The sequence below is a fragment of the Pseudomonas sp. 05N36 genome, assembly GCF_056397385.1.
This window is the reverse complement of record NZ_JBFTNH010000003.1, coordinates 18572-39259: the sequence shown is the minus strand read 5'-3', so window position 1 is coordinate 39259 and position 20688 is coordinate 18572. Positions and strand designations below refer to the sequence as shown.

Here is a 20688-nt window from a genome sequence, read left to right as displayed (position 1 = left end):
GAGGCATCCGCGATGAGCACTGACAATGCGAGGATCCGCGAACTCAGCAACCGGGCCTACAAGTACGGCTTTGTCTCTGATTTTGAGAGCGATGCGGCCCCGCGCGGCCTCAACGAAGACCTCATCCTCCTGATCTCGACCAAGAAGAACGAGCCGCAGTGGCTGCTCGACTGGCGCCTGAAGGCCTATCGCCACTGGCTGACGATGCGCGAGCCCACCTGGCAGAACGTCCATTACGCGCCCATCGACTACCAGGACATCATCTATTACTCGGCGCCCAAACCGAAAACGCCGGGGCCCGCCAGTCTTGACGAGGTTGATCCCGAGCTGCGCGAGATGTTCGGCAAGCTCGGTATCTCGCTCGCCGAACAGGAACGCCTGACCGGCGTAGCGGTGGATGCGGTGGTCGACTCGGTCTCGGTCGCGACCACCTTCAAGCACAAACTCGCCGAAGTCGGGGTGATCTTCTGCTCGTTCTCCGAAGCCGTGCAAAACCATCCGGAACTGGTGCGCAAGTACCTCGGTTCGGTGGTGCCCTACAGCGACAACTTCTTCGCCACACTGAACTCGGCGGTGTTTTCCGACGGTTCTTTCTGCTACGTGCCCAAGGGTGTGCGCTGCCCGATGGAGCTCTCGACCTATTTCCGCATTAACGCCGCGGACACCGGACAGTTCGAACGCACGTTGATCGTTGCAGAAGAGGGCGCCTATGTGAGCTACCTCGAGGGCTGCACCGCGCCGATGCGCGACAATAACCAACTGCACGCGGCGGTGGTCGAACTGGTTGCGCTGGATAACGCCCAGATCAAGTACGCCACGGTGCAGAACTGGTACCCCGGCGATGCCGAAGGACGCGGCGGCATCTTCAATTTCGTCACCAAGCGCGGCAAATGTGCAGGCGCGCACTCGAAGATTTCCTGGACCCAGGTCGAAACCGGCTCCGCGATCACCTGGAAATACCCGGGAGTGATTCTCCAGGGCGACTATTCGGTCGGCGAGTTCTATTCAGTCGCCCTGACGGCCAATCACCAACAGGCAGACACCGGCACCAAGATGATCCACATCGGCCGGCACACCCGCAGCACGATTCTGTCCAAGGGAATCTCCGCCGGCCATGGGCAGAACACCTACCGCGGCCTGGTGAAAATCCAGAAAGCCGCGACCGGTGCCCGCAACCACACGCAGTGCGATTCGCTGCTACTGGGCAGCGAGTGTGGCGCGCACACGTTCCCTTATATCGACGTGAAGAACCCCAGTGCTCAGGTCGAGCATGAAGCTTCCACGTCGAAGATCAGCGACGAGCAGCTGTTTTACTGCCGGCAGCGCGGTATCAGCGCAGAGGACGCGGTGCCGATGATCGTCAACGGCTTCTGCCGCGAAGTGCTCAAGGAGCTGCCGATGGAGTTCGCGGTGGAAGCCCAGAAACTGCTGGGTGTGAGCCTGGAGGGCTGCGTGGGCTAAGGCCCGGGGTGGGAGCATGCTCGAGATCAATGATCTGCACGCCAGCGTCGACGGCCGTGAAATCCTGCGGGGCATCACGCTGCGGGTGGAAGCGGGCGAGGTGCACGCGATCATGGGACCGAACGGCTCCGGCAAGAGCACGCTGGCCCAGGTCCTCGCGGGCCTTGAGACTTACGAGGTCAGCGGCCAGGTGCTGTATGACGGCCAGGACCTGCTCGCCATGCCGCCGGAGGCACGGGCGGTCGCCGGGATTTTCCTGGCGTTTCAGTACCCGGTGGAAATTCCCGGCGTCGGCAACCTCTACTTCCTGCGCACGGCCCTCAACGCCGTGCGCAAGCAGCGCGGGCTTGAAGAGCTCGATGCGCTGGATTTCCTCGAGCTCGCCAAGGAGCGCATGGCGCTGGTCGAGATGGACCAGAGCTTCATGAACCGCTCGCTCAACGTCGATTTTTCGGGCGGCGAGAAGAAGCGCAACGAGATTTTCCAGATGGCGATTCTCGAACCCCGGCTGGCGATCCTCGACGAGACCGACTCGGGCCTCGACATCGATGCGCTGCGAACAGTCGCAGCCGGCGTCAATGCGCTGCGCAGCAAGGATCGCGCGCTGCTGGTGATCACCCACTATCAACGCCTGCTCGACTACATCGTCCCGGATCACGTGCACGTCATGGCCAACGGGCGGATCGTCCAGTCCGGTGGCAAGGAGCTGGCTGTCGAGCTGGAGAAACACGGCTATGCGAGTTATGAGCAGGATTCTGCAGCGCCCGGAGCCAGGCCATGAACAGCGCGGCGTTGCTCTCGCAGCTCAACCCCAGCGTTGACGCCCGGCGTCCGGCCTGGCTGCAAGCGTTACGCCGCGATGCGTTCCAGTGGGTGACCGAGCAAGGCTTTCCGACGGTCAAGGACGAGGCCTGGAAGCACACGCGAGTCGCGCCGATCCTGGAGATTCCTTTCCAGCCGGTCGAAACGATCGCGAGTCAGGACCTGTCCGCCGTCGACATCGAACGACTCGCCGGCAACTACGGTGGCGTGCGGCTGGTTTTCGTCAACGGCTATTTCGCAGCGGAGCTGTCGGCGCTTGAAGGACTACCGCAGGGCGTAAAGGTGTGCGCATTTGCACCGCTGCTGAACGCCGACAACGGGGCGCTCGAAAACCTGTTCGCCCATGCGTTTCGCTCACAACCACAAGCCTTTACCGCGCTGAATGCGGCGTTCGCCGAGGACGGGGCGTTGGTGCAGATTCCCGCCCACACGACGCTCGACGTCCCGATCCATCTGGTGTTTCTCTCGACGTCAGACGCCACGCCACGGGTGACCCATCCGCGTGTCCTGGTGCAGATGGGGCCAGGGAGCCGGGCAACTCTGGTGGAAAGCCACGTCGGCAGCGAGGGCGAGGTCTACCTGAGTAACGCAGTCAGCGAGGTGCTGCTCGACGCCGACGCTACGCTTGAACACTACACGCTGCAGAACGAGAGCACGGCGGCCTTCCATGTCGCGCTGCTCAGCGTGCGCCAGGCTCAGGGCAGTCACTTCACAGCGCATTCCCTGGCACTGGGTTCGAAACTGGCACGGCAGGAACTGCGCGTTGTACTCGAAGGTCCAGGCGCCGAAGTCGCCCTGAACGGTCTGTACCTGCCGCGAGGCCAGCAGCACCTGGACAACCAGACCACCATCGAGCATCGGGCCCCGCGTTGCACCAGCCGCGAACGCTATAAAGGCGTGATCGATGATCATGGGCATGGAATCTTTGACGGACGGATCATCGTGCGTCCGGGAGCGATGAAGACCGATGCCAGCCAGACCAACAAGAATCTGCTGTTGTCGACGTCGGCCCAGGTCAACTCTCAGCCTCGGCTGGAGATCTTCGCCGATGACGTCAAGTGCGCTCACGGTGCCGCCGTCGGCCAACTGGATGAGCAGGCTATTTTCTACCTGCGCTCACGGGGGATTCCGCTGGCGGCAGCGCGGTCACTGCTGACCTTTGCGTTTGTCAGCGAGATGCTCGAGCTCATTGAGCTGGAGCCGTTGCGCGAACATGTACAACGACTGGTCACCGCGCAATTGCGTGGGCGGGAGGTGTCGGCATGAGCGACCTCGAAAACCGCCTTCAGGGGCTATCGAAACCGCTCCACCTTACGCCAGGCTACGACGTCGAACGTGTGCGCCAGGCGTTCCCGATCCTCGCGGAGACGATCTACGGCAAGCCGCTGATTTACCTCGACAGTGCCGCGACCAGCCAGAAGCCGCAGGCGGTCATCGACGCCATGTCGCACTTCTTTTCAAAGGAAAACGCCAATGTGCACCGCGGTGTGCATTATCTTTCGGTGCGCGCCACCGAGGAGTATGAAAAGGCTCGGGCCAAGGTCCAGGGCTTCCTCAATGCCGAGTCCGTCGAAGAGATCGTCTTCGTCCGCGGCACGACTGAAGCGGTCAATCTCGTGGCGCAAACATATGGCAAGACTCAGCTCCGCGCAGGCGACGAGGTGCTGATCACGGCCATGGAACACCATTCGAATATCGTGCCTTGGCAGATGCTCTGCGAGCAGACTGGCGCGCGGCTGCGCGTGGCACCGATCAACGACGCCGGCGAACTGCTGCTCGATGAGCTGGAACGGTTGATCGGGCCCAGGACCCGGCTGCTGGCCGTCACTCATGTCTCCAATGTGCTCGGCACCATCAACCCGATCCGGCGCATTGTCGAACTCGCCCATGCGCGGGGCGTACGCGTGCTGGTCGACGGCGCCCAGGCAGCTCCGCACCTGAAGGTCGACGTCCGAGCACTGGGCTGTGACTTTTATGCGCTGTCAGGCCACAAGATGTACGGCCCCACCGGCATCGGCGTGCTCTACGGCCGTCACGAGCTGCTCGAAAGCATGCCGCCGTATCAGGGCGGCGGCGACATGATTCTCTCGGTCAGCTTCGAGAAGACCGTCTACAACAAACCGCCGTACAAGTTTGAAGCAGGAACGCCGAACATGGCCGGCGCTATCGGCCTTGGTGCGGCGATCGACTTTCTCGCTGAGCTGGGACCGGAGGCGATTGCGGCTCACGAGCAGGCCGTGCAGGCCTACGCCACCAAGGCGTTGGCAACGGTGCCCGGCCTGCGGCTGATCGGTACGGCAGCGGAGAAGGTCGGCGTTCTCTCGTTTGTCCTCGACGGCATCCACCCGCACGATATCGGCACTATCCTTGACCGCGAAGGGATCGCGATTCGCACCGGGCACCACTGCGCACAACCCTTGATGAACCGTTTCGGCGTGCCCGCCACGGCTCGCGCTTCGCTCGGCTGCTACAGCACCGAGCAGGATATCGATGCGCTGGTGGCGGGGCTGGCCAAGGTTCAGGAGGTGTTCCGATGAGTAGCGACGAACTGCGCGACCTCTACCAGGACGTGATCATCGACCACGGCAAGCGGCCGCGTAACTTTCACCCGCTTGCGGACGCGACCTGTACGGCGGAGGGTTTTAATCCGTTGTGCGGCGATCAACTGAAGATTTATATCAAGCTTGCAAATGGGGTGATCGAGGACATCAGCTTTCAGGGGGTTGGCTGTGCCATCTCCCAGGCCTCGGCATCCCTGATGACGCTGGCGGTGAAGGGCAAAAAACCGGAGGAGGCGCAGGCACTTTTTGCCCGGGTGCATACGTTGCTCACCGAAGGGCCAAACGCCCGGGTGACACCCGCAGAGCTCGGGAAACTCGCGGTGCTTTCAGGCGTTTGGGAGTTTCCGGTGCGGGTCAAGTGCGCCACTCTGGCCTGGCACACGCTGCGTAGCGCACTCGAAGGTGGCGCCTCGCAGGTCACGACGGAGTAATCAGCCATGGCAGCCACATTACCAATCCCGCGTATTCACCTGCGCGAACCGGCACGCAAAGTCTTGCTCGATGCCCTGGCGGACGGCCATGTGCGCGGCGTGCGGCTCAGGATCGACGAGCATTTCGCGCATGAGTTTTTCTTTGAGCGCGCTGCCGAAGGTGACATCACGGTCGAGGCAGACGGCATCAAGCTGTTGCTCGATCCCGCGAGCGCAGAGCGCGCGGATGGCTTGTCCGTCGATTTCGAGTATGACCTGCATGGCGCCGGCTTCCATTTCGATAACCCGAATAAACCGGGCTACCTGCAACCGATCGAGCTCACGCGCGACTGCGCAGTGACCCTGATTCCGGGCGGGGAGCGACTGCAACTGGGTCGTGGCGAGCAGGTAGTGGTGACCCAGGCGCTCGGTGGCAGCTTCACGGTGCAAATCTCCAGGGGCCGGCTGGCACGGATCGCCGCCGCTGACGCCGATGCGTTGGGGCGGGATGCTCAGCAGCAGGAGCAGCCTCAGGCGAGCAGTGGCGGGTTCGACATCCAGCAGGTGCTCGACATGCTGCGCACCGTCTACGACCCGGAGATCCCGGTCAACGTGGTCGATCTCGGGCTCATTTACCAATGTGAAACCCGTTTGCTTGCCGACGGCGGCCAGCGAGTCGAGATCAAGATGTCCATGACCGCGCCCGGTTGCGGAATGGGCGACGTACTCAAAGAGGAGGCGTATACCAAGGTCCAGAGTATCCCTGGAGTCAGCGAGGTCGAGGTCGAGATCGTCTGGGACCCGCCATGGGATCAAAGCCGCATGTCCGAGGCAGCGCGCTTGCAGTTGGGGCTGTTCTGAGGAACCCGGCGTGAGGAGCCAGCCATGAGCAATCGACTCGCCAAAGAGACTTCGCCCTATCTGCGCCAGCATGCAGAGAACCCCGTCGATTGGTATCCGTGGGGCGAGGAAGCGTTCCGCCGCGCGCGCGACGAGGACAAGCCCATCCACTTGTCGCTGGGTTATGCCGCCTGCCACTGGTGTCATGTGATGGCCCACGAGTCGTTCGAGAACCCCGAGACCGCGCGCCTGATGAACGAGCGCTTCATCAATATCAAAGTCGACCGCCAGGAACGGCCTGACCTCGACGACATCTATCAACAAGTCGTGCAAATGATGGGGCAGGGCGGCGGCTGGCCGTTAACGGTGTTCCTGACTGCCGAGCGCGAGCCGTTCTTCGGCGGCACCTACTTTCCGCCAGACGACGGTTATGGTCGGCCAGGCTTCGCTCAACTGCTGCTCGGTCTGAGCGATGCCTGGCAGAACAACCGCGCGGCGCTGCAACAGAACGTCAAGCAGTTCCTTCAAGGTTACCGCACGCTGGAGGCGTCAATGCTGGAGGGCGATACACCGCTGGAGCCTGACCAGCCGGCTGCCGCTGCCCGATTGTTTGCCCGAAACACCGACCCGGTGAACGGCGGCCTGGGCAACGCTCCGAAATTTCCCAACCCGGCCTGCCATGATCTGGTCCTGCGCGTCTATCAGCGTCTGCACGAACCGGATCTGCTGCATTCGGTGGAGCTGACCCTTGATCATATGGCCGCCGGCGGGCTCTACGATCACCTCGGCGGCGGTTTTGCTCGTTACTGTGTGGATGAACGCTGGGCCGTCCCTCATTTTGAAAAGATGCTCTACGACAACGGCCAGCTCGTGAAGCTCTATGCCGACGCCTATCGCGAGACCGGCAAGCCTGCCTGGCGGCGCGTGTTCGAGGAAACCATCGACTACATCCTGCGTGACATGACTCACCCTGACGGCGGTTTCTACGCCAGTGAAGACGCTGACAGCGAGGGCGAAGAGGGCAAGTTCTACGTGTGGACACTCGCTCAAGTGCAGGCCGCGCTCGGCGAGCCGGATGCCGGGCTGGCCTGCCGGGCTTACGGCGTCACCGCCAACGGTAACTTCGAGCATGGCAGCACGGTGCTGCACCGCGCAGTCGCACTGGACGCGGTGCAGGAACTAGAGCTCAAGGGCCTGCGCGACAGGTTATTGCTGGCGCGTGCCCAGCGTATTCGTCCGGGGCGCGACGAGAACATCCTCACCAGCTGGAACGCGTTAATGATCCAGGGTCTCTGCGCGGCTTATCAGGCGACCGGAACCACAACGTATCTGGACGCCGCGAGGCGCGCCGCCGATTTCATTCTGGACCGACTCTCGACGCCCGAAGGTAGCCTGTACCGGGCCTGGCGGGAGGGCACGGCGAAGGTTCCAGGCTTCCTTGAAGACTACGCCTTCCTCGCCAACGCCTTGATCGATCTCTACGAGTGCGACTTCGATAATCGTTATGTCGAACGCGCCACACAACTGGTTGAGGTGGTCCTCGACAAGTTCTGGGAGGACGGACTTTACTTCACCCCCAGCGATGGCGAGCCGCTGGTGCACAGGCCTCGGGCACCGCACGACAGTGCCTGGCCGTCAGGAACTTCGTCCTGCGTGTTGGCTTTTCTGCGGCTCTTCGAGCTGACCGACCGCGAGCTTTACCGCGAACGCGCCGAGCAGGTCTTGGCGATGTACCGCGCCGCAGCCGCGCAGAATCCCTTCGGTTTCGCCCATCTGCTGGCGGCACAGGACTGGATGCAACGTGGCCCGATCAGCATCGTCATTGCCGGCGAGCGTTCCGCCGCCAGCGCCTTGGTCGCGAAGTTGCAGCGCCGCTACCTGCCGGCACGCGTCCTGGCCTTTGCCGAGGATGTGCCCATCGGCGGGGGCCGGCATGCGCTCGCGGGACAAACCAGCGCCTATGTCTGCCGAAACCGCACCTGCGAGCCACCGGTCACCAGCGCCGAAGAGCTTGTAGAGCGCTGTCTGAAGTGAAGGACCAGAACTGAATCGAACCGTCACACGAGGAGACAACGATGGACAACAAGAACAGCCACAACCCGTACACGTACCAACGTCTCAAGCATCTATATCCTGATTACTTCAGTGCCTTGGAGGCCCTGGGTACAGCGGTGCATCATGCCGGGCCGCTGGAAGAGAAAACCGTCCAACTGATTCAGCTCGGTGCCGCGGCGGCCATCCGCTCGGAAGGCGCCGTGCACAGTCATACCCGACGGGCACTGGCAGCCGGGGCGACGACTGAGGAGATCCATCACGCACTGATCGCCTTGACCAGCACGATCGGCTTCCCGACGGTCATTGCGGCGATGAGCTGGGTGGATGATGTGATCGGGAAAAGAGGCAATGACGCGCCGGAGCTCTGAGTACACCGCCGATGACCGGGTTTCGCTACATCCGGTGCAATCTTGACTATAGTTTCAAGTGTCGGCGGCCGTCGTTAAGTCACCGTGTTCGTCCAAGATTTCCCGGGCACGTTCCGGGTAACTCCACCTGATCAGGAGCGCACGATGGACCTCAACCGTCGTCAGTTCTTCAAGGTCGCCGCTATCGGCCTTGGAGGCTCCAGCCTGGCCGCGCTGGGTATGGCACCCGCGCCAGCCTTCGCCGAGCAAGTCCGCCACTTCAAGCTGGCCCATACCCATGAAACCCGCAATACCTGCCCCTACTGTTCGGTGGGTTGCGGCTTGATCATGTACAGCCAGGGCGATGCGGCCAAGAACGTCAATCAGAGCATCATCCACATCGAAGGGGATGCCGACCACCCGGTCAATCGCGGCACGCTGTGCCCTAAAGGCGCAGGCCTGCTGGACTTCGTCCATAGCCCCAGCCGGCTGCAATATCCGCAGGTGCGCAAGCCGGGCAGCAAGGAGTGGACGCGGGTGTCGTGGGATGAAGCGCTGGATCGCATCGCCGACCTGATGAAGGCCGACCGTGATGCCAACTTCATCGAGAAGAATGCCAAGGGCCAAACGGTCAACCGTTGGCTGACGACGGGTTTTCTCGCCGCCTCGGCGTCCTCCAACGAAGCCGGTTACATGACCCACAAGGTCGTTCGCAGTCTGGGCATGCTGGGGTTCGATAACCAGGCACGTGTCTGACATGGCCCTACGGTGGCAAGTCTTGCCCCAACGTATGGCCGAGGTGCGATGACCAACCACTGGACCGATATCGCCAACGCGAATCTGGTCCTGGTCATGGGCGGCAATGCCGCTGAAGCCCACCCCTGTGGCTTTAAATGGGTGACCGAAGCGAAAGCGCACAACCAGGCGCGATTGATCGTGGTCGACCCGCGCTTCACCCGTACCGCCTCGGTGGCCGACTATTACGCACCGATCCGCACCGGCACCGACATCGCCTTCATGGGCGGTCTGATCAACTATTTGCTTACTGAAAACAAGATCCAGCACGAGTACGTGCACGCCTATACGGACGTGGCGTTCATCGTCAAGGACAGCTATGGATTCGAGGACGGGCTGTTTACCGGCTACGACGCGACCAAGCGTACCTACAGCGACAAGTCGAGCTGGGGCTATGAAATCGGCGAGGACGGTTTCGCCAAAGTCGACCCGTCCCTGATGCACCCGCGTTGCGTCTACCAACTGATGAAGCAGCATTACAGCCGCTACACCCTGGAGCTGACCAGCCAGATCTGCGGCATGCCGCAAGATGCCCTGCAAAAGATCTGGGAAGAGATCGCCACCTGCTCGCAACCGGGCAAGACCATGACGATTCTCTATGCGCTGGGCTGGACCCAGCATTCCACCGGATCGCAGATGATTCGCAGCGCAGCCATGGTGCAGTTGCTGTTGGGCAACGTCGGCATGCCGGGTGGGGGCGTCAATGCCCTGCGCGGGCACTCCAACATCCAGGGCCTGACCGACCTTGGGTTGCTGTCGAACCTGCTGCCCGGCTACCTGACCTTGCCGGGCGATGCCGAACAGGACTACGACGCGTACATTGCCAAGCGTGCGCTCAAACCGTTGCGGCCCGGGCAATTGTCCTACTGGCAGAACTACGGCAAGTTCCACGTCAGCCTGATGAAGGCCTGGTACGGCGCCAATGCCACCGCCGACAACCACTGGGGCTACGACTGGCTGCCGAAGCTCGATATCCCCGGTTACGACATCCTCAAAGTGTTCGACATGATGTCCAGCGGGCAGGTCAACGGCTACGTCTGCCAGGGCTTCAATCCTATCGCTGCCTTGCCCGACAAGAACCGGGTGATGGCCGCGCTGGCCAAACTCAAGTGGCTGGTGGTGATGGACCCGCTCGCCACTGAGACCTCGGAATTCTGGCGTAATGTCGGGCCTTACAACGATGTCGAAACGGCCGGAATACAGACTGAAGTCATCCGCCTGCCCACCACCTGCTTCGCTGAAGAAGACGGCTCGCTGGTCAACAGCGGCCGTTGGCTGCAATGGCATTGGAAGGGCGCCAATGGCCCGGGACAAGCACGCACCGACATCAAGATCATGAGCGAGCTGTTCATCCGTTTGCGTCAGCGCTACCAGGCCAACGGCGGGACTTTCGCCGAGCCGATTCTCAAGCTCAGCTGGCCCTACAAGGTGCCTGACGATCCGACACCGGAAGAGCTTGCCAAGGAGTTCAACGGCTACGCGGTTGCCGATGTCACCGACGCTACGGGAGTGACGCTCAAGGCCGGGCAGCAGCTATCCAGTTTTGGCCAGCTCAAGGACGACGGCAGCACGGCGTCGGGCTGCTGGATCTTCTGCGGTAGCTGGACCGAGCAGGGCAACCAGATGGCCCGCCGCGACAACAGCGACCCTTTCGGGATGAAGCAGAATCTGGGATGGGCCTGGGCCTGGCCGATGAACCGGCGCATTCTCTACAACCGCGCCTCGGCCGACCCGAAAGGCCAACCCTGGGATCCGAAAAAACGCCTGGTGTGGTGGAACGGCAAGACCTGGGGCGGCACCGATGTGCCTGACTACAAGGCCGACGTTCCGCCGGAAGCGGGTATGAACCCGTTCATCATGAACCCCGAAGGGGTGGCGCGTTTCTTCGCCCTCGACAAGATGAACGAAGGTCCCTTCCCGGAACATTACGAACCGTTCGAAACGCCTATCGGCATCAACCCGCTGCATCCCACCAACAAGAAGGCGACCAGCAACCCGGCCGGGCGCATCTTCGATTCGGTCTGGGACTCGCTCGGGACGGCGAAGGATTTCCCCTATGCCGCCACGAGCTACCGGCTCACCGAGCACTTCCACTTCTGGACCAAGCATTGCCCGATCAATGCCATCACCCAGCCCGAGCAGTTCGTCGAGATTGGTGAAGCCCTGGCCAAGGAAAAGGGGATTGCCCCAGGCGATCGGGTAAGGGTCAGCTCCAAGCGCGGGCATATCGAGGCGGTGGCGGTGGTGACCAAGCGGATTCGTCCGCTGCAGGTCAACAACCAGACCGTGCACCATATCGGCATTCCGTTGCACTGGGGGTTCACCGGGGCAACCCGGCATGGCTACCTGACAAACACCCTGGTGCCGTTCCTCGGTGACGGCAATACACAGACCCCGGAATCCAAGTCGTTCCTGGTCAATGTGGAGAAAATCTGATGGCCAACCAAGACATCATTGCCCGTTCGGCCACCACCACCTTGCCGCCTTCGGTACGTCAACAGGAAGAAGTCGCCAAACTCATCGATACCACCAAGTGCATCGGTTGCAAGGCCTGCCAGGTCGCCTGTTCGGAATGGAATGAATTGCGCGACGAGGTCGGCCACAACCATGGAACCTATGACAACCCGCAGGACCTCAGCGCCGAAACCTGGACCCTGATGCGCTTCACCGAGCACGAAACCGATGCCGGCAACCTCGAATGGCTGATCCGCAAGGACGGCTGCATGCACTGCGCTGAACCTGGCTGCCTCGCGGCGTGTCCGAGTCCGGGGGCGATCATCAAGCACGCCAATGGCATCGTCGACTTCGATCAGGACCATTGCATCGGCTGCGGTTATTGCATCACCGGCTGCCCCTTCAACATTCCGCGCATTTCACGCAAAGACCACAAGGCTTACAAGTGCACGCTGTGTTCGGACCGGGTGGCGGTCGGGCTGGAACCGGCGTGCGTCAAGACCTGCCCGACCGGGGCCATCGTGTTCGGCAGCAAGGAGGACATGAAAGAACACGCCGCCGAGCGCATCGTCGACCTCAAGTCACGGGGCTTCGACAACGCCGGCCTGTACGATCCCGCCGGCGTCGGTGGCACGCATGTGATGTACGTCCTGCATCACGCCGACCAGCCATCGCTGTACGCCGGCTTGCCGAACCAGCCCGTCATCAGTCCATTGGTCGGGCTGTGGAAAGGCATGAGCAAACCACTGGCGTTGCTGGCCATGGGCGCCGCGGTGCTGGCGGGATTCTTCCATTATGTGCGTATCGGCCCGCAGCGCGTCGAGGAAGACGAGCATCCACCTGGCAAGGATTCCAGCGTGCATGAAGTCGACCCGACAGTGCATGTCTATGACCCGAACACGCCAGGATCGCAGGAGGACAGGCGACCATGAAAGACAAAACGATCCTGCGCTACAACGCCAACCAACGCACCAACCACTGGCTGGTAGCGATTCTGTTTTTCATGGCGGCCCTGTCGGGTCTGGCACTGTTCCACCCGTCGCTGTTCTGGCTCAGCGAGTTGTTTGGCGGCGGGCCGTGGACGCGCATCCTGCACCCCTTCATGGGCGTGCTGATGTTCGTGTTTTTCCTGGGGTTGGTGATCAGCTTCTGGCGGGCCAATGTCTTTATTGCCAACGACCGCCTGTGGCTCAAACGGGTCAACCGGGTGATGCGCAATGAGGAGGAAGGCGTACCGCCCATCGGCAAGTACAACCCCGGGCAGAAGCTGCTGTTCTGGACCTTGCTGGCCTGCATGCTGATATTGCTGCTGAGCGGTGTGGTGATCTGGCGGGCCTATTTCAGCCAATACTTCGGCATCACCTCGATTCGCCTGGCGATGCTGTTGCATGCCCTGGCGGCGTTCGTGCTGGTGCTGAGTATCATCGTGCACATCTACGCCGGCCTCTGGATCAAGGGCTCGGTCAGCGCAATGCTGCATGGCGGGGTCAGCCGTGCCTGGGCGAAGAAACATCATGCGCTCTGGTACCGCGAGGTGACGCACGACGAGAACCCTGACAGCCAGATAAGCAAGAAAGGATGATGCCTTGAGCACGATACTCGAGCCCGGACAAATCGAGGCGGCGGCGAGCACACCGCCGTTCCTGCGCCTGCCGCCGCCCAACCTGTTCACCTTGCGTGCGATGCGCCTGGAGCGATTGGCCAATGGGCATCCGCTGGCTGATTTCCTGCGGCTGGTGGCCGATTTGTGTCACGTCCAGCAAAGCCTGTTGGACGAGCCACCGCTGGCCCCGGCGCCGAACCCTGAACGTCTGTTGTTGTGCCAGGAACATGGCTTGCCGCCGCTGGCCGCCGACAGTCTGGTACGCGAAGACGGCTGGCTGCCGTACCTGGAAACCCTGCTGCGGCGTTACCAGGCACCGCCGCGTTCGGCAGTGAAAAGTGCCGTGGCCACCTTGAACACCGCCAGCGTCGGGCAGCGCAAGGTCTGGGCGATTGCCTTGCTCAGCGGCCAGTATGCAGGGCTGCCGGCGGCGCTGGTGCCATTTCTCGGTGCGGCCTTGCAGGCGGCATGGAGTCACTGGTTACTCAGCATGCCGGTTAGTGAACTGAAGCCGTGCGCCAGCCTTGGCCAATGCCCGGCCTGTGGTTCGCCGGCCATGGCCGGAGTGATTCACCAACGGGGTAAATACAACGGGCTGCGTTACCTGGTGTGTTCGCTGTGTGCCTGCGAATGGCACGTGGTGCGGGTCAAGTGCGTCTATTGCGAGCAGAGCAAGGGGCTCAAATACGTCAGTTTCGAGGATGATCGGCATACGGCCAGCCAGGCGCCACTGCGAGCTGAAATCTGCCCCGGCTGCAACAGTTACCTGAAACTGCTGTACCTGGAAAACGACGCTGACGCCGAAGCGCTCTCGGCGGACCTCGCCAGCTTGACGCTGGACATGCGCCTGGACCTGGAAGGCTACCAGCGGCTGGCACCGAACCTGATGCTGGCGCCCGGGGGAGATTGATCACAGCGGCTACACTCAGGTTTCCGGGACCGGAGCCTGTTTCATTCCACTCCCGCGACGGCCAACCGTTTCAGGGAGCCCCCTTGATGCCCGCAAAACTTGCCAGCGTCCCCGCGCGTTTACCTTCCATCGATAGCCTGTTGCGCAACGCCGCCTGCCAGCCGCTGGCTGAACGTTATGGCCGCAACGCCTTGCTCGCCACCCTCCGGCAGTTGCTCGACGATGTGCGTGAACCGGTTCAACTAGGTCAGCTTGACGCCATTGAACTCACGGCTCAGGTATTGGCGGGGAGGGCCGGCGAGCGCCTGGCAAACCAGTACCGCAGTCGGGTACGGCGAGTGTTCAACCTCACCGGAACGGTACTGCATACCAACCTCGGTCGGGCACTGTTGCCGGAGGAAGCGATCGAGGCGGTGCAACAGGCTGCCCGCTACCCGCTCAATCTGGAATTCGACCTGGCAAGTGGCAAGCGTGGTGATCGTGATGATCTGATTGAAGGCCTGATACGCGAGCTGACCGGTGCCGAGGCGGTGACGGTGGTCAACAACAATGCCGCCGCCGTGTTGCTCGCGCTCAACAGCCTGGGCGCGCGCAAAGAGGGCATCATCTCCCGCGGCGAGCTGATCGAGATCGGCGGGGCATTCCGCATCCCCGACATCATGGCGCGGGCCGGGGTCAGACTGCATGAAGTCGGCACCACCAACCGCACCCATCCCCGCGACTACGAAGCCGCCATCGGCCCGCGCAGCGGCTTGTTGATGCGCGTACACGCGAGCAATTACAGCATTCAGGGCTTTACGGCCCAGGTGCCGACCGCCGAACTGGCGCAACTGGCCCATCGACACGGACTGCCATTGCTGGAAGATCTGGGCAGCGGCAGTCTGCTGGACCTGACCCGCTGGGGCCTGCCCGCCGAACCGACAGTGCGCCAGGCGCTGGTCGACGGGGCCGATATCGTCACCTTCAGCGGTGACAAGTTGCTCGGTGGTCCTCAGGCCGGATTGATCGTCGGTCGCAAGGAGCTGATCGCCCGGATCAAGAAGAATCCGCTCAAGCGGGCGTTGCGTGTAGACAAGCTGACCCTGGCCGCCCTCGAAGCCGTGCTGGGTCTGTACCGCGACCCCGATCGATTGGCCGAGCGCTTGCCCAGCCTGCGCCTGCTCACCCGCCCGCAAGCCGATATCCTCGCTCAGGCCGAACGCCTGTGTCCGCTGCTGGCGCGTGTATTGGGCGACGGCTGGGCAGTAGCGGCGCTGCCGGCGCTGGGCATGATCGGCAGCGGTAGCCAACCGATTGCGCGCTTGCCAAGCGCCGCGTTGTGTCTGCGTCCGCAGGTGTCCAAACGCTTGCGTGGGCGGCAACTGCATGGCCTGGAAGCGGCTTTTCGAGCCTTGCCCATTCCGGTGCTCGGTCGCATCGACGACGATGCGCTGTGGCTGGATCTGCGCCAACTGGACGACGAAGCGGCCTGGCTCGCTCAACTCGACCTGCTGCAAGGAGCGGGGGAGGCAAGGTGATTGTCGGCACCGCAGGACACGTTGACCACGGTAAAACGGCCTTGCTCAAGGCCCTGACGGGACAGGCCGGCGATCGCCATCGGGAAGAACGAGAACGCGGTATCACCATCGACCTGGGTTTCCTTTATGCGCCGCTGGAACCTGGTGCGGAGATGACCGGTTTTATCGACGTCCCGGGTCACGAGCGCTTCATTCACAACATGCTCGCCGGCGCCCAGGGCATTGATCTGGTGCTACTGGTGGTGGCCGCCGATGACGGGGTCATGCCCCAGACTCGTGAGCACTTGGCGATTGTCGAACTACTGGGGATTCCACGAGCGCTGGTGGTGATCAGCAAAATCGACCGGGTCGAGCCGGCACGGGTGCAGTCGGTACACGCCCAGGTCGCCGCGTTGCTGGCGCCGGGGCCGTATTGCGGCGCGCCACAGTTCGCCGTGTCGAGCCTGACCGGGGAGGGCGTTGAAGCCCTGCGCCAGGCATTGTTGGCCGCCCAGCATGAGGTCCGGCAGCGTAGCGCCAGCGGAGGATTTCGTCTGGCAATCGACCGCGCTTTCAGCGTCGCTGGCGCCGGCATTGTGGTCACCGGCACAGCGCTGGCCGGGCAGGTGAGGGTCGGCGACACACTCCTGCTGGGCCAGACAGGCAAGCCTGTACGAGTGCGGAGTTTGCATGCGCAGAATCATGCGGTCGTCGAGGCGTGGGGCGGGCAGCGGGTGGCGTTGAACCTGAGTGCCGAACGCCTGGCCCTGGAACAGATCCATCGCGGTGACTGGTTGCTGGCCGAGTGGCTATTCGCACCCACGCAGCGCCTGGACATCGAGATGCAGTTGCTGGCCAGCGAACCACGCGCTTTCGAACATTTCAGCCCGGTGCACGTGCATCTGGGCACTCAGGATGTCACCGCCCGGGTCGCCTTGCTGGAGGGCACACGCCTGGAACCGGGGACGCGGATGTTCGCGCAGTTGTTGCTGAACGCGCCGTTGCAGGCGGTGCATGGCGACCGTCTGGTGCTGCGTGACCAGAGCGCCCGACGGACCCTCGGCGGCGGACAGGTGCTCGATCCGTTTGCCCCGGCCCGCCAACGTCGCAGTCCGGCCAGGCTGATGCAGTTGCAAGCGCTGGCCACTGGCGAAAGCCTGGAGCAAATACTGCCAGTGCTGCTGGCCAATAGTGACGCCGGGCTTGACCCAGTGCGCCTGGAGCGCCAGTTCAATCGCCTGCGCAGCACCTGGCATTTGCCGGCGGATGTCCGTGTCATTGCCACGCGCCAAGGTCCGTTATTGTTCAACACCGAACGCTGGGAGGCGCTGAAAGTCTCGTTGCTGGAGCATCTGGCGCACTTTCATCAACTTGAACCGGATGAGCTGGGCCCGGACCGGGATCGCTTGCGGCGGTTTTCGGCCATGTCGCTGGACCGACCAACGTTCATCAGCCTGCTCGACGAACTGCTGTCCAGCGGTGCCATTGCCGTCAGTGGGCCGTGGTTGCACTTACCCGAACACCAGGTGCGACTGAGTGAAGAAGACGAGGCCATGTGGCAGCAATTGCGGCCATTGTTCGAGCAAGCTGGCTTCGATCCACCCTGGGTGCGCAACCTGGCCAGCGCCATTGGCCGTGACGAAGCTGCGGTGCGCTTGCTGCTGCGCAAAATGGCGAGATTAGGGCTGGTTCACCAGGTCGTCCGTGACTTGTTTTACCTCGACGCGTCGGTGCACCAACTGGCGGCTATGCTGATGCAACTGGTCGACAACCATTCGTTGATTCAGGTGGCGGCGTTTCGCGACAGGGTAGGGATCGGCCGCAAGCGCTGCATCCAGATACTCGAGTTCTTCGACCGGATCGGCTTGACCCGCAGGCTTGGCGACCAGCGTTGCATCCGTGCGGACAATGCCCTGGCGCAGCGCCCCGAGAGCTGACATCAAGGAAGGTAATCGCGTCCGGTGGCGCGGCCGGGCTTCAAACCCGGTTGGGGACGGCAGCCGTTCCCGGGCAGGTTCGACTCCTGCTGCCTTCCGCCATTTTTTTCAAAAACAAGACGGCCCCGGCATCTGGTGACTCGGGGCTGTCTGGTGAGTGGCTTAAGCCGGCAGGTCGGTCATCACCATTTTGGCGATGTTGAAATAGATCACCAGGCCGGTACCGTCGATAAAGGTCGCGATGAAGGGGGCGGAGACCACTGCCGGATCAATGCGCAGTTTTCTTAACAGCATCGGGATGATCGATGAGACAACGGCGCTCCAGATGGTGATGGCGACCAGCGTCAGGCAGACCACCATGGCGATTTCCGATCCCACTCCGAGCATCCACGCCCGGATCCACGCCACGACACCGATGGCCAGTGCGATCATGAAGGAAGTGGTCACTTCCTTGCGCAGCACCGTGCCGACATTGCGCAGGCTGACTTCGCCCAGGGCCATGGCCCGTACCAGCGTGGAGGTGATCTGGGTGCCGCTGTTGCCGCCAGTGCCGATCAGCAGGGGAATGAAGAAGGCCAGGGCAATGGCGGCTTCGAGTTGCTCTTCAAATACCTGCAAGATGGTGCTGGTGTAGGCTTCGGCGAGAAATAGCAGCAGTAGCCACGGCAAGCGCTTTTTCCACAAACTCCACGGGCTGGTGCTGAGGTAGGGCGTTTCCAGCGGCAGGCTGGCACCCTGGCGTTGAGCGTCGTCGGTGCCTTCATCCTGAATCAGCGTCGCGATTTCTTTTTCATACAGCACGCCCAATAGCCGGCCTTCGCTGACCACGGGAACGATGTCCACGCCTTTCTCGATCAGCTCGGGCGCAACATCGTGCCGGAGCTGATTCGGCGAAACCGAAAAGCGGATGGGCAGCATCAGATCGCGGACGCAAAGGTCGGTGTTTTTCTCCGTAAGCAGTGTTTTCACCGACAGCTGACCATGCAAAGCGCTGCGCGGGTCGGTGACAAAGATGTGGGCCGGAATATCATCGTCCGGTAGTTGCTTGAGCAGATGTTCCCTGGCCAGGTTGACCGTCATGTTGCCGGTCACGGTGATGAGCAGAGGGCTCATGTAAGACACTACTGTGTCTTTCAGGCGGATGTCCTTGAAGGTGGAAGGGGTAGCGCTTGCCATTGACATTTGAGGTAGTCCCCGTAGCTGTTTTGACCACAAACAGATCTCACATAGGGGCGTAAACCAGAGAAGAGAGTGCAGAAAGCGATCTCCACGTCTAGGTTTTGGCACTGTACAACGTATCCGGGCCATGTTGGCCGGAAGTCACTTGGGCTAAACCTTAATCCGATAGAGCCTGTCTTAACCTTGGGCGTCTCTCGACGTCGTCAGATCAGTGACCTGTGTTTGTACAGGAGCCTCGCCGAACGAGATACTGCAACATTAAATAAACCAGGGCGGTGCCGATCTGGAGTCGGGCAACGCCGGTGTGAGTTTGCTGCTGTTTAATTGCCTCCTGAACAATAACTGCCATTAAAGAATGTTTGATAACCCCCTGAAGGATTACTTCCGGAACAAGAATAAGAGGGATTGCTTTTGCTGTAACCCACTCGATGGATAGTGTTCAGCGTTCATTCAGAAATTGCTGCTGAAGCTCTTTTTAGACATGGAATGTTACAAGTGCTTGTATCAAGCATTTAAAGTACCGCCTGCTCTAGCTATATATGGGCCTGACATAAAACAATGAACTCCTGAATTTGAAAACTCGCAACTAAGTCGTTGACGCATTAGTACCTGGTCTTTAGGATCGCCGCTCCCTTGGGGAGTAGCCGCCTTCGTTTTCGGAAGGGGTCACGTCAACATACTTGGCTCGCAAGCCATGGCGTGACCGGTCATATGACTTGGCAAGACCATTGGTGAAGACACCTGTCTGTGGGTCGGACGCGGGTGTCTGAACCATTGGCTCTTGTGTCCGGCCCCTCAGGTTTCCTTATGCATTCAATGCCCATGACGTTTGCGTTGCTGTTGGGCTCCGCAGTTGTCATCTATCTGGCTTGTGAATACTTCGTTAATGGCATCGAGTGGGTCGGTCGCAAACTTGCGGTCGGGCAACAAGCCACGGGTTCCATTCTGGCGGCCTTTGGTACGGCATTACCGGAAAGCGTCATCACGTTTATTGCCGTTGTGTTTGGCGACACGCCAGAGCAGAAATCCCTCGGCGTCGGTGCTGCACTCGGCGGCCCTCTGGTTTTGGCGACGATCGCCTATGCGGTAGTCGGTGTAACACTCTTGCTGTGTCGTCAGCGCCTGGCGAATACCGAGGCCATCCGTCAGGACTTCAAGCGGCTCAGCCGTGATCAAGGATGGTTCCTCGCAATCTTCATTGCAAAGATTGCGCTCGGTCTTGTCGTGTTCGCCTACAAACCTTGGTTGGGTGTTCTTTTCCTGGCGGCCTATGCGGCGTATTTCTGGAAGGAAATGCGCGGTGAGCAGGATGAAGAAGAGCATGAACTCGAGCCCCTGAAACTTGCGCCAGGCAAAGCGACTCCGTCGACCTTCGCGGCAGTGATTCAAACGCTTATTGCATTGGCGGTTATCTTTGCGGCCTCGCACTTCTTTGTCGGACAACTCGATGCCCTGGGCCCCATGCTGGGTATTCACCCTCAACTGCTGGCCCTGTTGCTCAGCCCGATTGCCACCGAGCTGCCTGAAACGCTGAATGCGATCATTTGGGTTCGGCAGGGTAAACACCGACTGGCCTTGGCCAACATCAGTGGCGCCATGATGATTCAAGCCACAGTGCCCACTGCATTCGGGCTGTTCTTTACGCCTTGGGCGCTGGACACGTCGCTGGTTCTGGCAGCAATCATCACCCTTATAGGTGTGGGCATCATGTTCTTCGCGTTCCGAAAGGGCATCATCTCGCGCTGGCTATTGGCATCGATGGTGTCGCTGTACATCCTCTTTGCAGTCCTTTTGAAGGTTCTTGATCTGGCGTAGCTG

16 protein-coding genes, 1 tRNA gene and 2 riboswitches are annotated in these 20688 nt (G+C 61.4%); of the genes, 16 read left to right on the top strand and 1 reads right to left on the bottom strand.

Annotated elements, in window-relative coordinates; genetic code table 11:
- The first annotated feature begins 12 nt into the window (after positions 1-12).
- The 15 genes from sufB (at position 13) to AC1DIH_RS05020 (ending at position 17793) form a co-directional block, all read left to right on the top strand.
- Positions 13-1461, top strand: a complete 1449-nt coding sequence (sufB, locus tag AC1DIH_RS05090; RefSeq protein WP_477770848.1) for a Fe-S cluster assembly protein SufB — start codon at positions 13-15, stop codon at positions 1459-1461.
- A 16-nt stretch (positions 1462-1477) separates the two neighbouring features.
- Positions 1478-2242 carry a Fe-S cluster assembly ATPase SufC gene (gene sufC, locus AC1DIH_RS05085; protein ID WP_477765581.1) on the top strand — a complete coding sequence of 255 codons (765 nt, stop codon included), beginning with the start codon at positions 1478-1480 and terminating at the stop codon, positions 2240-2242.
- On the top strand, positions 2239-3549 hold the full coding sequence (gene sufD, locus AC1DIH_RS05080) for a Fe-S cluster assembly protein SufD (RefSeq protein WP_477770847.1): 1311 nt from the start codon (positions 2239-2241) through the stop codon (positions 3547-3549). The genes sufC and sufD overlap by 4 nt, the downstream gene beginning before the upstream one ends.
- On the top strand, positions 3546-4820 hold the full coding sequence (locus tag AC1DIH_RS05075; protein ID WP_477770846.1) for a SufS family cysteine desulfurase: 1275 nt from the start codon (positions 3546-3548) through the stop codon (positions 4818-4820). The genes sufD and AC1DIH_RS05075 overlap by 4 nt, the downstream gene beginning before the upstream one ends.
- Complete coding sequence (gene sufU, locus AC1DIH_RS05070; protein ID WP_477770845.1) at positions 4817-5275, top strand: Fe-S cluster assembly sulfur transfer protein SufU; 459 nt, start codon at positions 4817-4819, stop codon at positions 5273-5275. Before AC1DIH_RS05075 ends, sufU begins: the two co-directional genes overlap by 4 nt.
- 6 nt (positions 5276-5281) lie before the next feature.
- The gene (gene sufT / locus AC1DIH_RS05065; RefSeq protein ID WP_477770844.1) at positions 5282-6115 is read left to right on the top strand and encodes a putative Fe-S cluster assembly protein SufT; all 834 of its coding nucleotides are present in this window, start codon (positions 5282-5284) and stop codon (positions 6113-6115) included.
- Between the two features lie 24 nt (positions 6116-6139).
- The gene (locus AC1DIH_RS05060) at positions 6140-8128 is read left to right on the top strand and encodes a thioredoxin domain-containing protein (RefSeq protein ID WP_477770843.1); all 1989 of its coding nucleotides are present in this window, start codon (positions 6140-6142) and stop codon (positions 8126-8128) included.
- A gap of 41 nt (positions 8129-8169) precedes the next feature.
- On the top strand, positions 8170-8517 hold the full coding sequence (locus AC1DIH_RS05055; RefSeq protein ID WP_054597361.1) for a carboxymuconolactone decarboxylase family protein: 348 nt from the start codon (positions 8170-8172) through the stop codon (positions 8515-8517).
- Between the two features lie 144 nt (positions 8518-8661).
- Entirely contained in the window at positions 8662-11727 is a 3066-nt protein-coding gene (gene fdnG, locus AC1DIH_RS05050) for a formate dehydrogenase-N subunit alpha (RefSeq protein ID WP_477770842.1), read from the top strand.
- Positions 11727-12677 (top strand): formate dehydrogenase subunit beta, encoded by a 951-nt coding sequence (gene fdxH / locus AC1DIH_RS05045; RefSeq protein ID WP_477770841.1) that lies wholly within the window; start codon positions 11727-11729, stop codon positions 12675-12677. The genes fdnG and fdxH overlap by 1 nt, the downstream gene beginning before the upstream one ends.
- Complete coding sequence (locus tag AC1DIH_RS05040) at positions 12674-13327, top strand: formate dehydrogenase subunit gamma (protein ID WP_477770840.1); 654 nt, start codon at positions 12674-12676, stop codon at positions 13325-13327. Before fdxH ends, AC1DIH_RS05040 begins: the two co-directional genes overlap by 4 nt.
- 4 nt (positions 13328-13331) lie before the next feature.
- A complete protein-coding gene (gene fdhE, locus AC1DIH_RS05035; protein WP_477770839.1) occupies positions 13332-14258 on the top strand; it encodes a formate dehydrogenase accessory protein FdhE in 927 nt (308 codons plus the stop codon).
- A gap of 86 nt (positions 14259-14344) precedes the next feature.
- A complete protein-coding gene (gene selA / locus AC1DIH_RS05030; protein WP_477770838.1) occupies positions 14345-15775 on the top strand; it encodes an L-seryl-tRNA(Sec) selenium transferase in 1431 nt (476 codons plus the stop codon).
- Positions 15772-17691 (top strand): selenocysteine-specific translation elongation factor, encoded by a 1920-nt coding sequence (gene selB, locus AC1DIH_RS05025; RefSeq protein WP_477770837.1) that lies wholly within the window; start codon positions 15772-15774, stop codon positions 17689-17691. Before selA ends, selB begins: the two co-directional genes overlap by 4 nt.
- A gap of 6 nt (positions 17692-17697) precedes the next feature.
- Positions 17698-17793: transfer RNA gene (locus tag AC1DIH_RS05020), tRNA-Sec, on the top strand.
- A gap of 60 nt (positions 17794-17853) precedes the next feature.
- Here the strand turns inward: AC1DIH_RS05020 and AC1DIH_RS05015 are convergent.
- Positions 17854-18873 (bottom strand): magnesium transporter, encoded by a 1020-nt coding sequence (locus AC1DIH_RS05015; RefSeq protein WP_477770836.1) that lies wholly within the window; start codon positions 18871-18873, stop codon positions 17854-17856.
- Between the two features lie 76 nt (positions 18874-18949).
- A riboswitch (M-box (ykoK) riboswitch) is annotated at positions 18950-19124 on the bottom strand.
- A gap of 374 nt (positions 19125-19498) precedes the next feature.
- A riboswitch (yybP-ykoY riboswitch) is annotated at positions 19499-19659 on the top strand.
- 33 nt (positions 19660-19692) lie between these two features.
- On the opposite strand from AC1DIH_RS05015, the gene AC1DIH_RS05010 reads away from it, so the two are divergent.
- Complete coding sequence (locus AC1DIH_RS05010; RefSeq protein ID WP_477770835.1) at positions 19693-20685, top strand: sodium:calcium antiporter; 993 nt, start codon at positions 19693-19695, stop codon at positions 20683-20685.
- Positions 20686-20688 lie beyond the last annotated feature (3 nt).

What these genes read in the sequence shown, in the direction of transcription:
- AC1DIH_RS05010 (WP_477770835.1), top strand. Translation starts at nt 19,693, where the DNA reads ATGACGTTTGCGTTGCTGTTGGGCTCCGCAGTTGTCATCTATCTGGCT.
- sufU (WP_477770845.1), top strand. Translation starts at nt 4,817, where the DNA reads ATGAGTAGCGACGAACTGCGCGACCTCTACCAGGACGTGATCATCGAC.
- AC1DIH_RS05015 (WP_477770836.1), bottom strand. Translation starts at nt 18,873, where the DNA reads ATGTCAATGGCAAGCGCTACCCCTTCCACCTTCAAGGACATCCGCCTG.
- sufT (WP_477770844.1), top strand. Translation starts at nt 5,282, where the DNA reads ATGGCAGCCACATTACCAATCCCGCGTATTCACCTGCGCGAACCGGCA.
- AC1DIH_RS05040 (WP_477770840.1), top strand. Translation starts at nt 12,674, where the DNA reads ATGAAAGACAAAACGATCCTGCGCTACAACGCCAACCAACGCACCAAC.
- sufB (WP_477770848.1), top strand. Translation starts at nt 13, where the DNA reads ATGAGCACTGACAATGCGAGGATCCGCGAACTCAGCAACCGGGCCTAC.
- fdxH (WP_477770841.1), top strand. Translation starts at nt 11,727, where the DNA reads ATGGCCAACCAAGACATCATTGCCCGTTCGGCCACCACCACCTTGCCG.
- AC1DIH_RS05060 (WP_477770843.1), top strand. Translation starts at nt 6,140, where the DNA reads ATGAGCAATCGACTCGCCAAAGAGACTTCGCCCTATCTGCGCCAGCAT.
- sufD (WP_477770847.1), top strand. Translation starts at nt 2,239, where the DNA reads ATGAACAGCGCGGCGTTGCTCTCGCAGCTCAACCCCAGCGTTGACGCC.
- sufC (WP_477765581.1), top strand. Translation starts at nt 1,478, where the DNA reads ATGCTCGAGATCAATGATCTGCACGCCAGCGTCGACGGCCGTGAAATC.
- AC1DIH_RS05075 (WP_477770846.1), top strand. Translation starts at nt 3,546, where the DNA reads ATGAGCGACCTCGAAAACCGCCTTCAGGGGCTATCGAAACCGCTCCAC.
- AC1DIH_RS05055 (WP_054597361.1), top strand. Translation starts at nt 8,170, where the DNA reads ATGGACAACAAGAACAGCCACAACCCGTACACGTACCAACGTCTCAAG.
- selA (WP_477770838.1), top strand. Translation starts at nt 14,345, where the DNA reads ATGCCCGCAAAACTTGCCAGCGTCCCCGCGCGTTTACCTTCCATCGAT.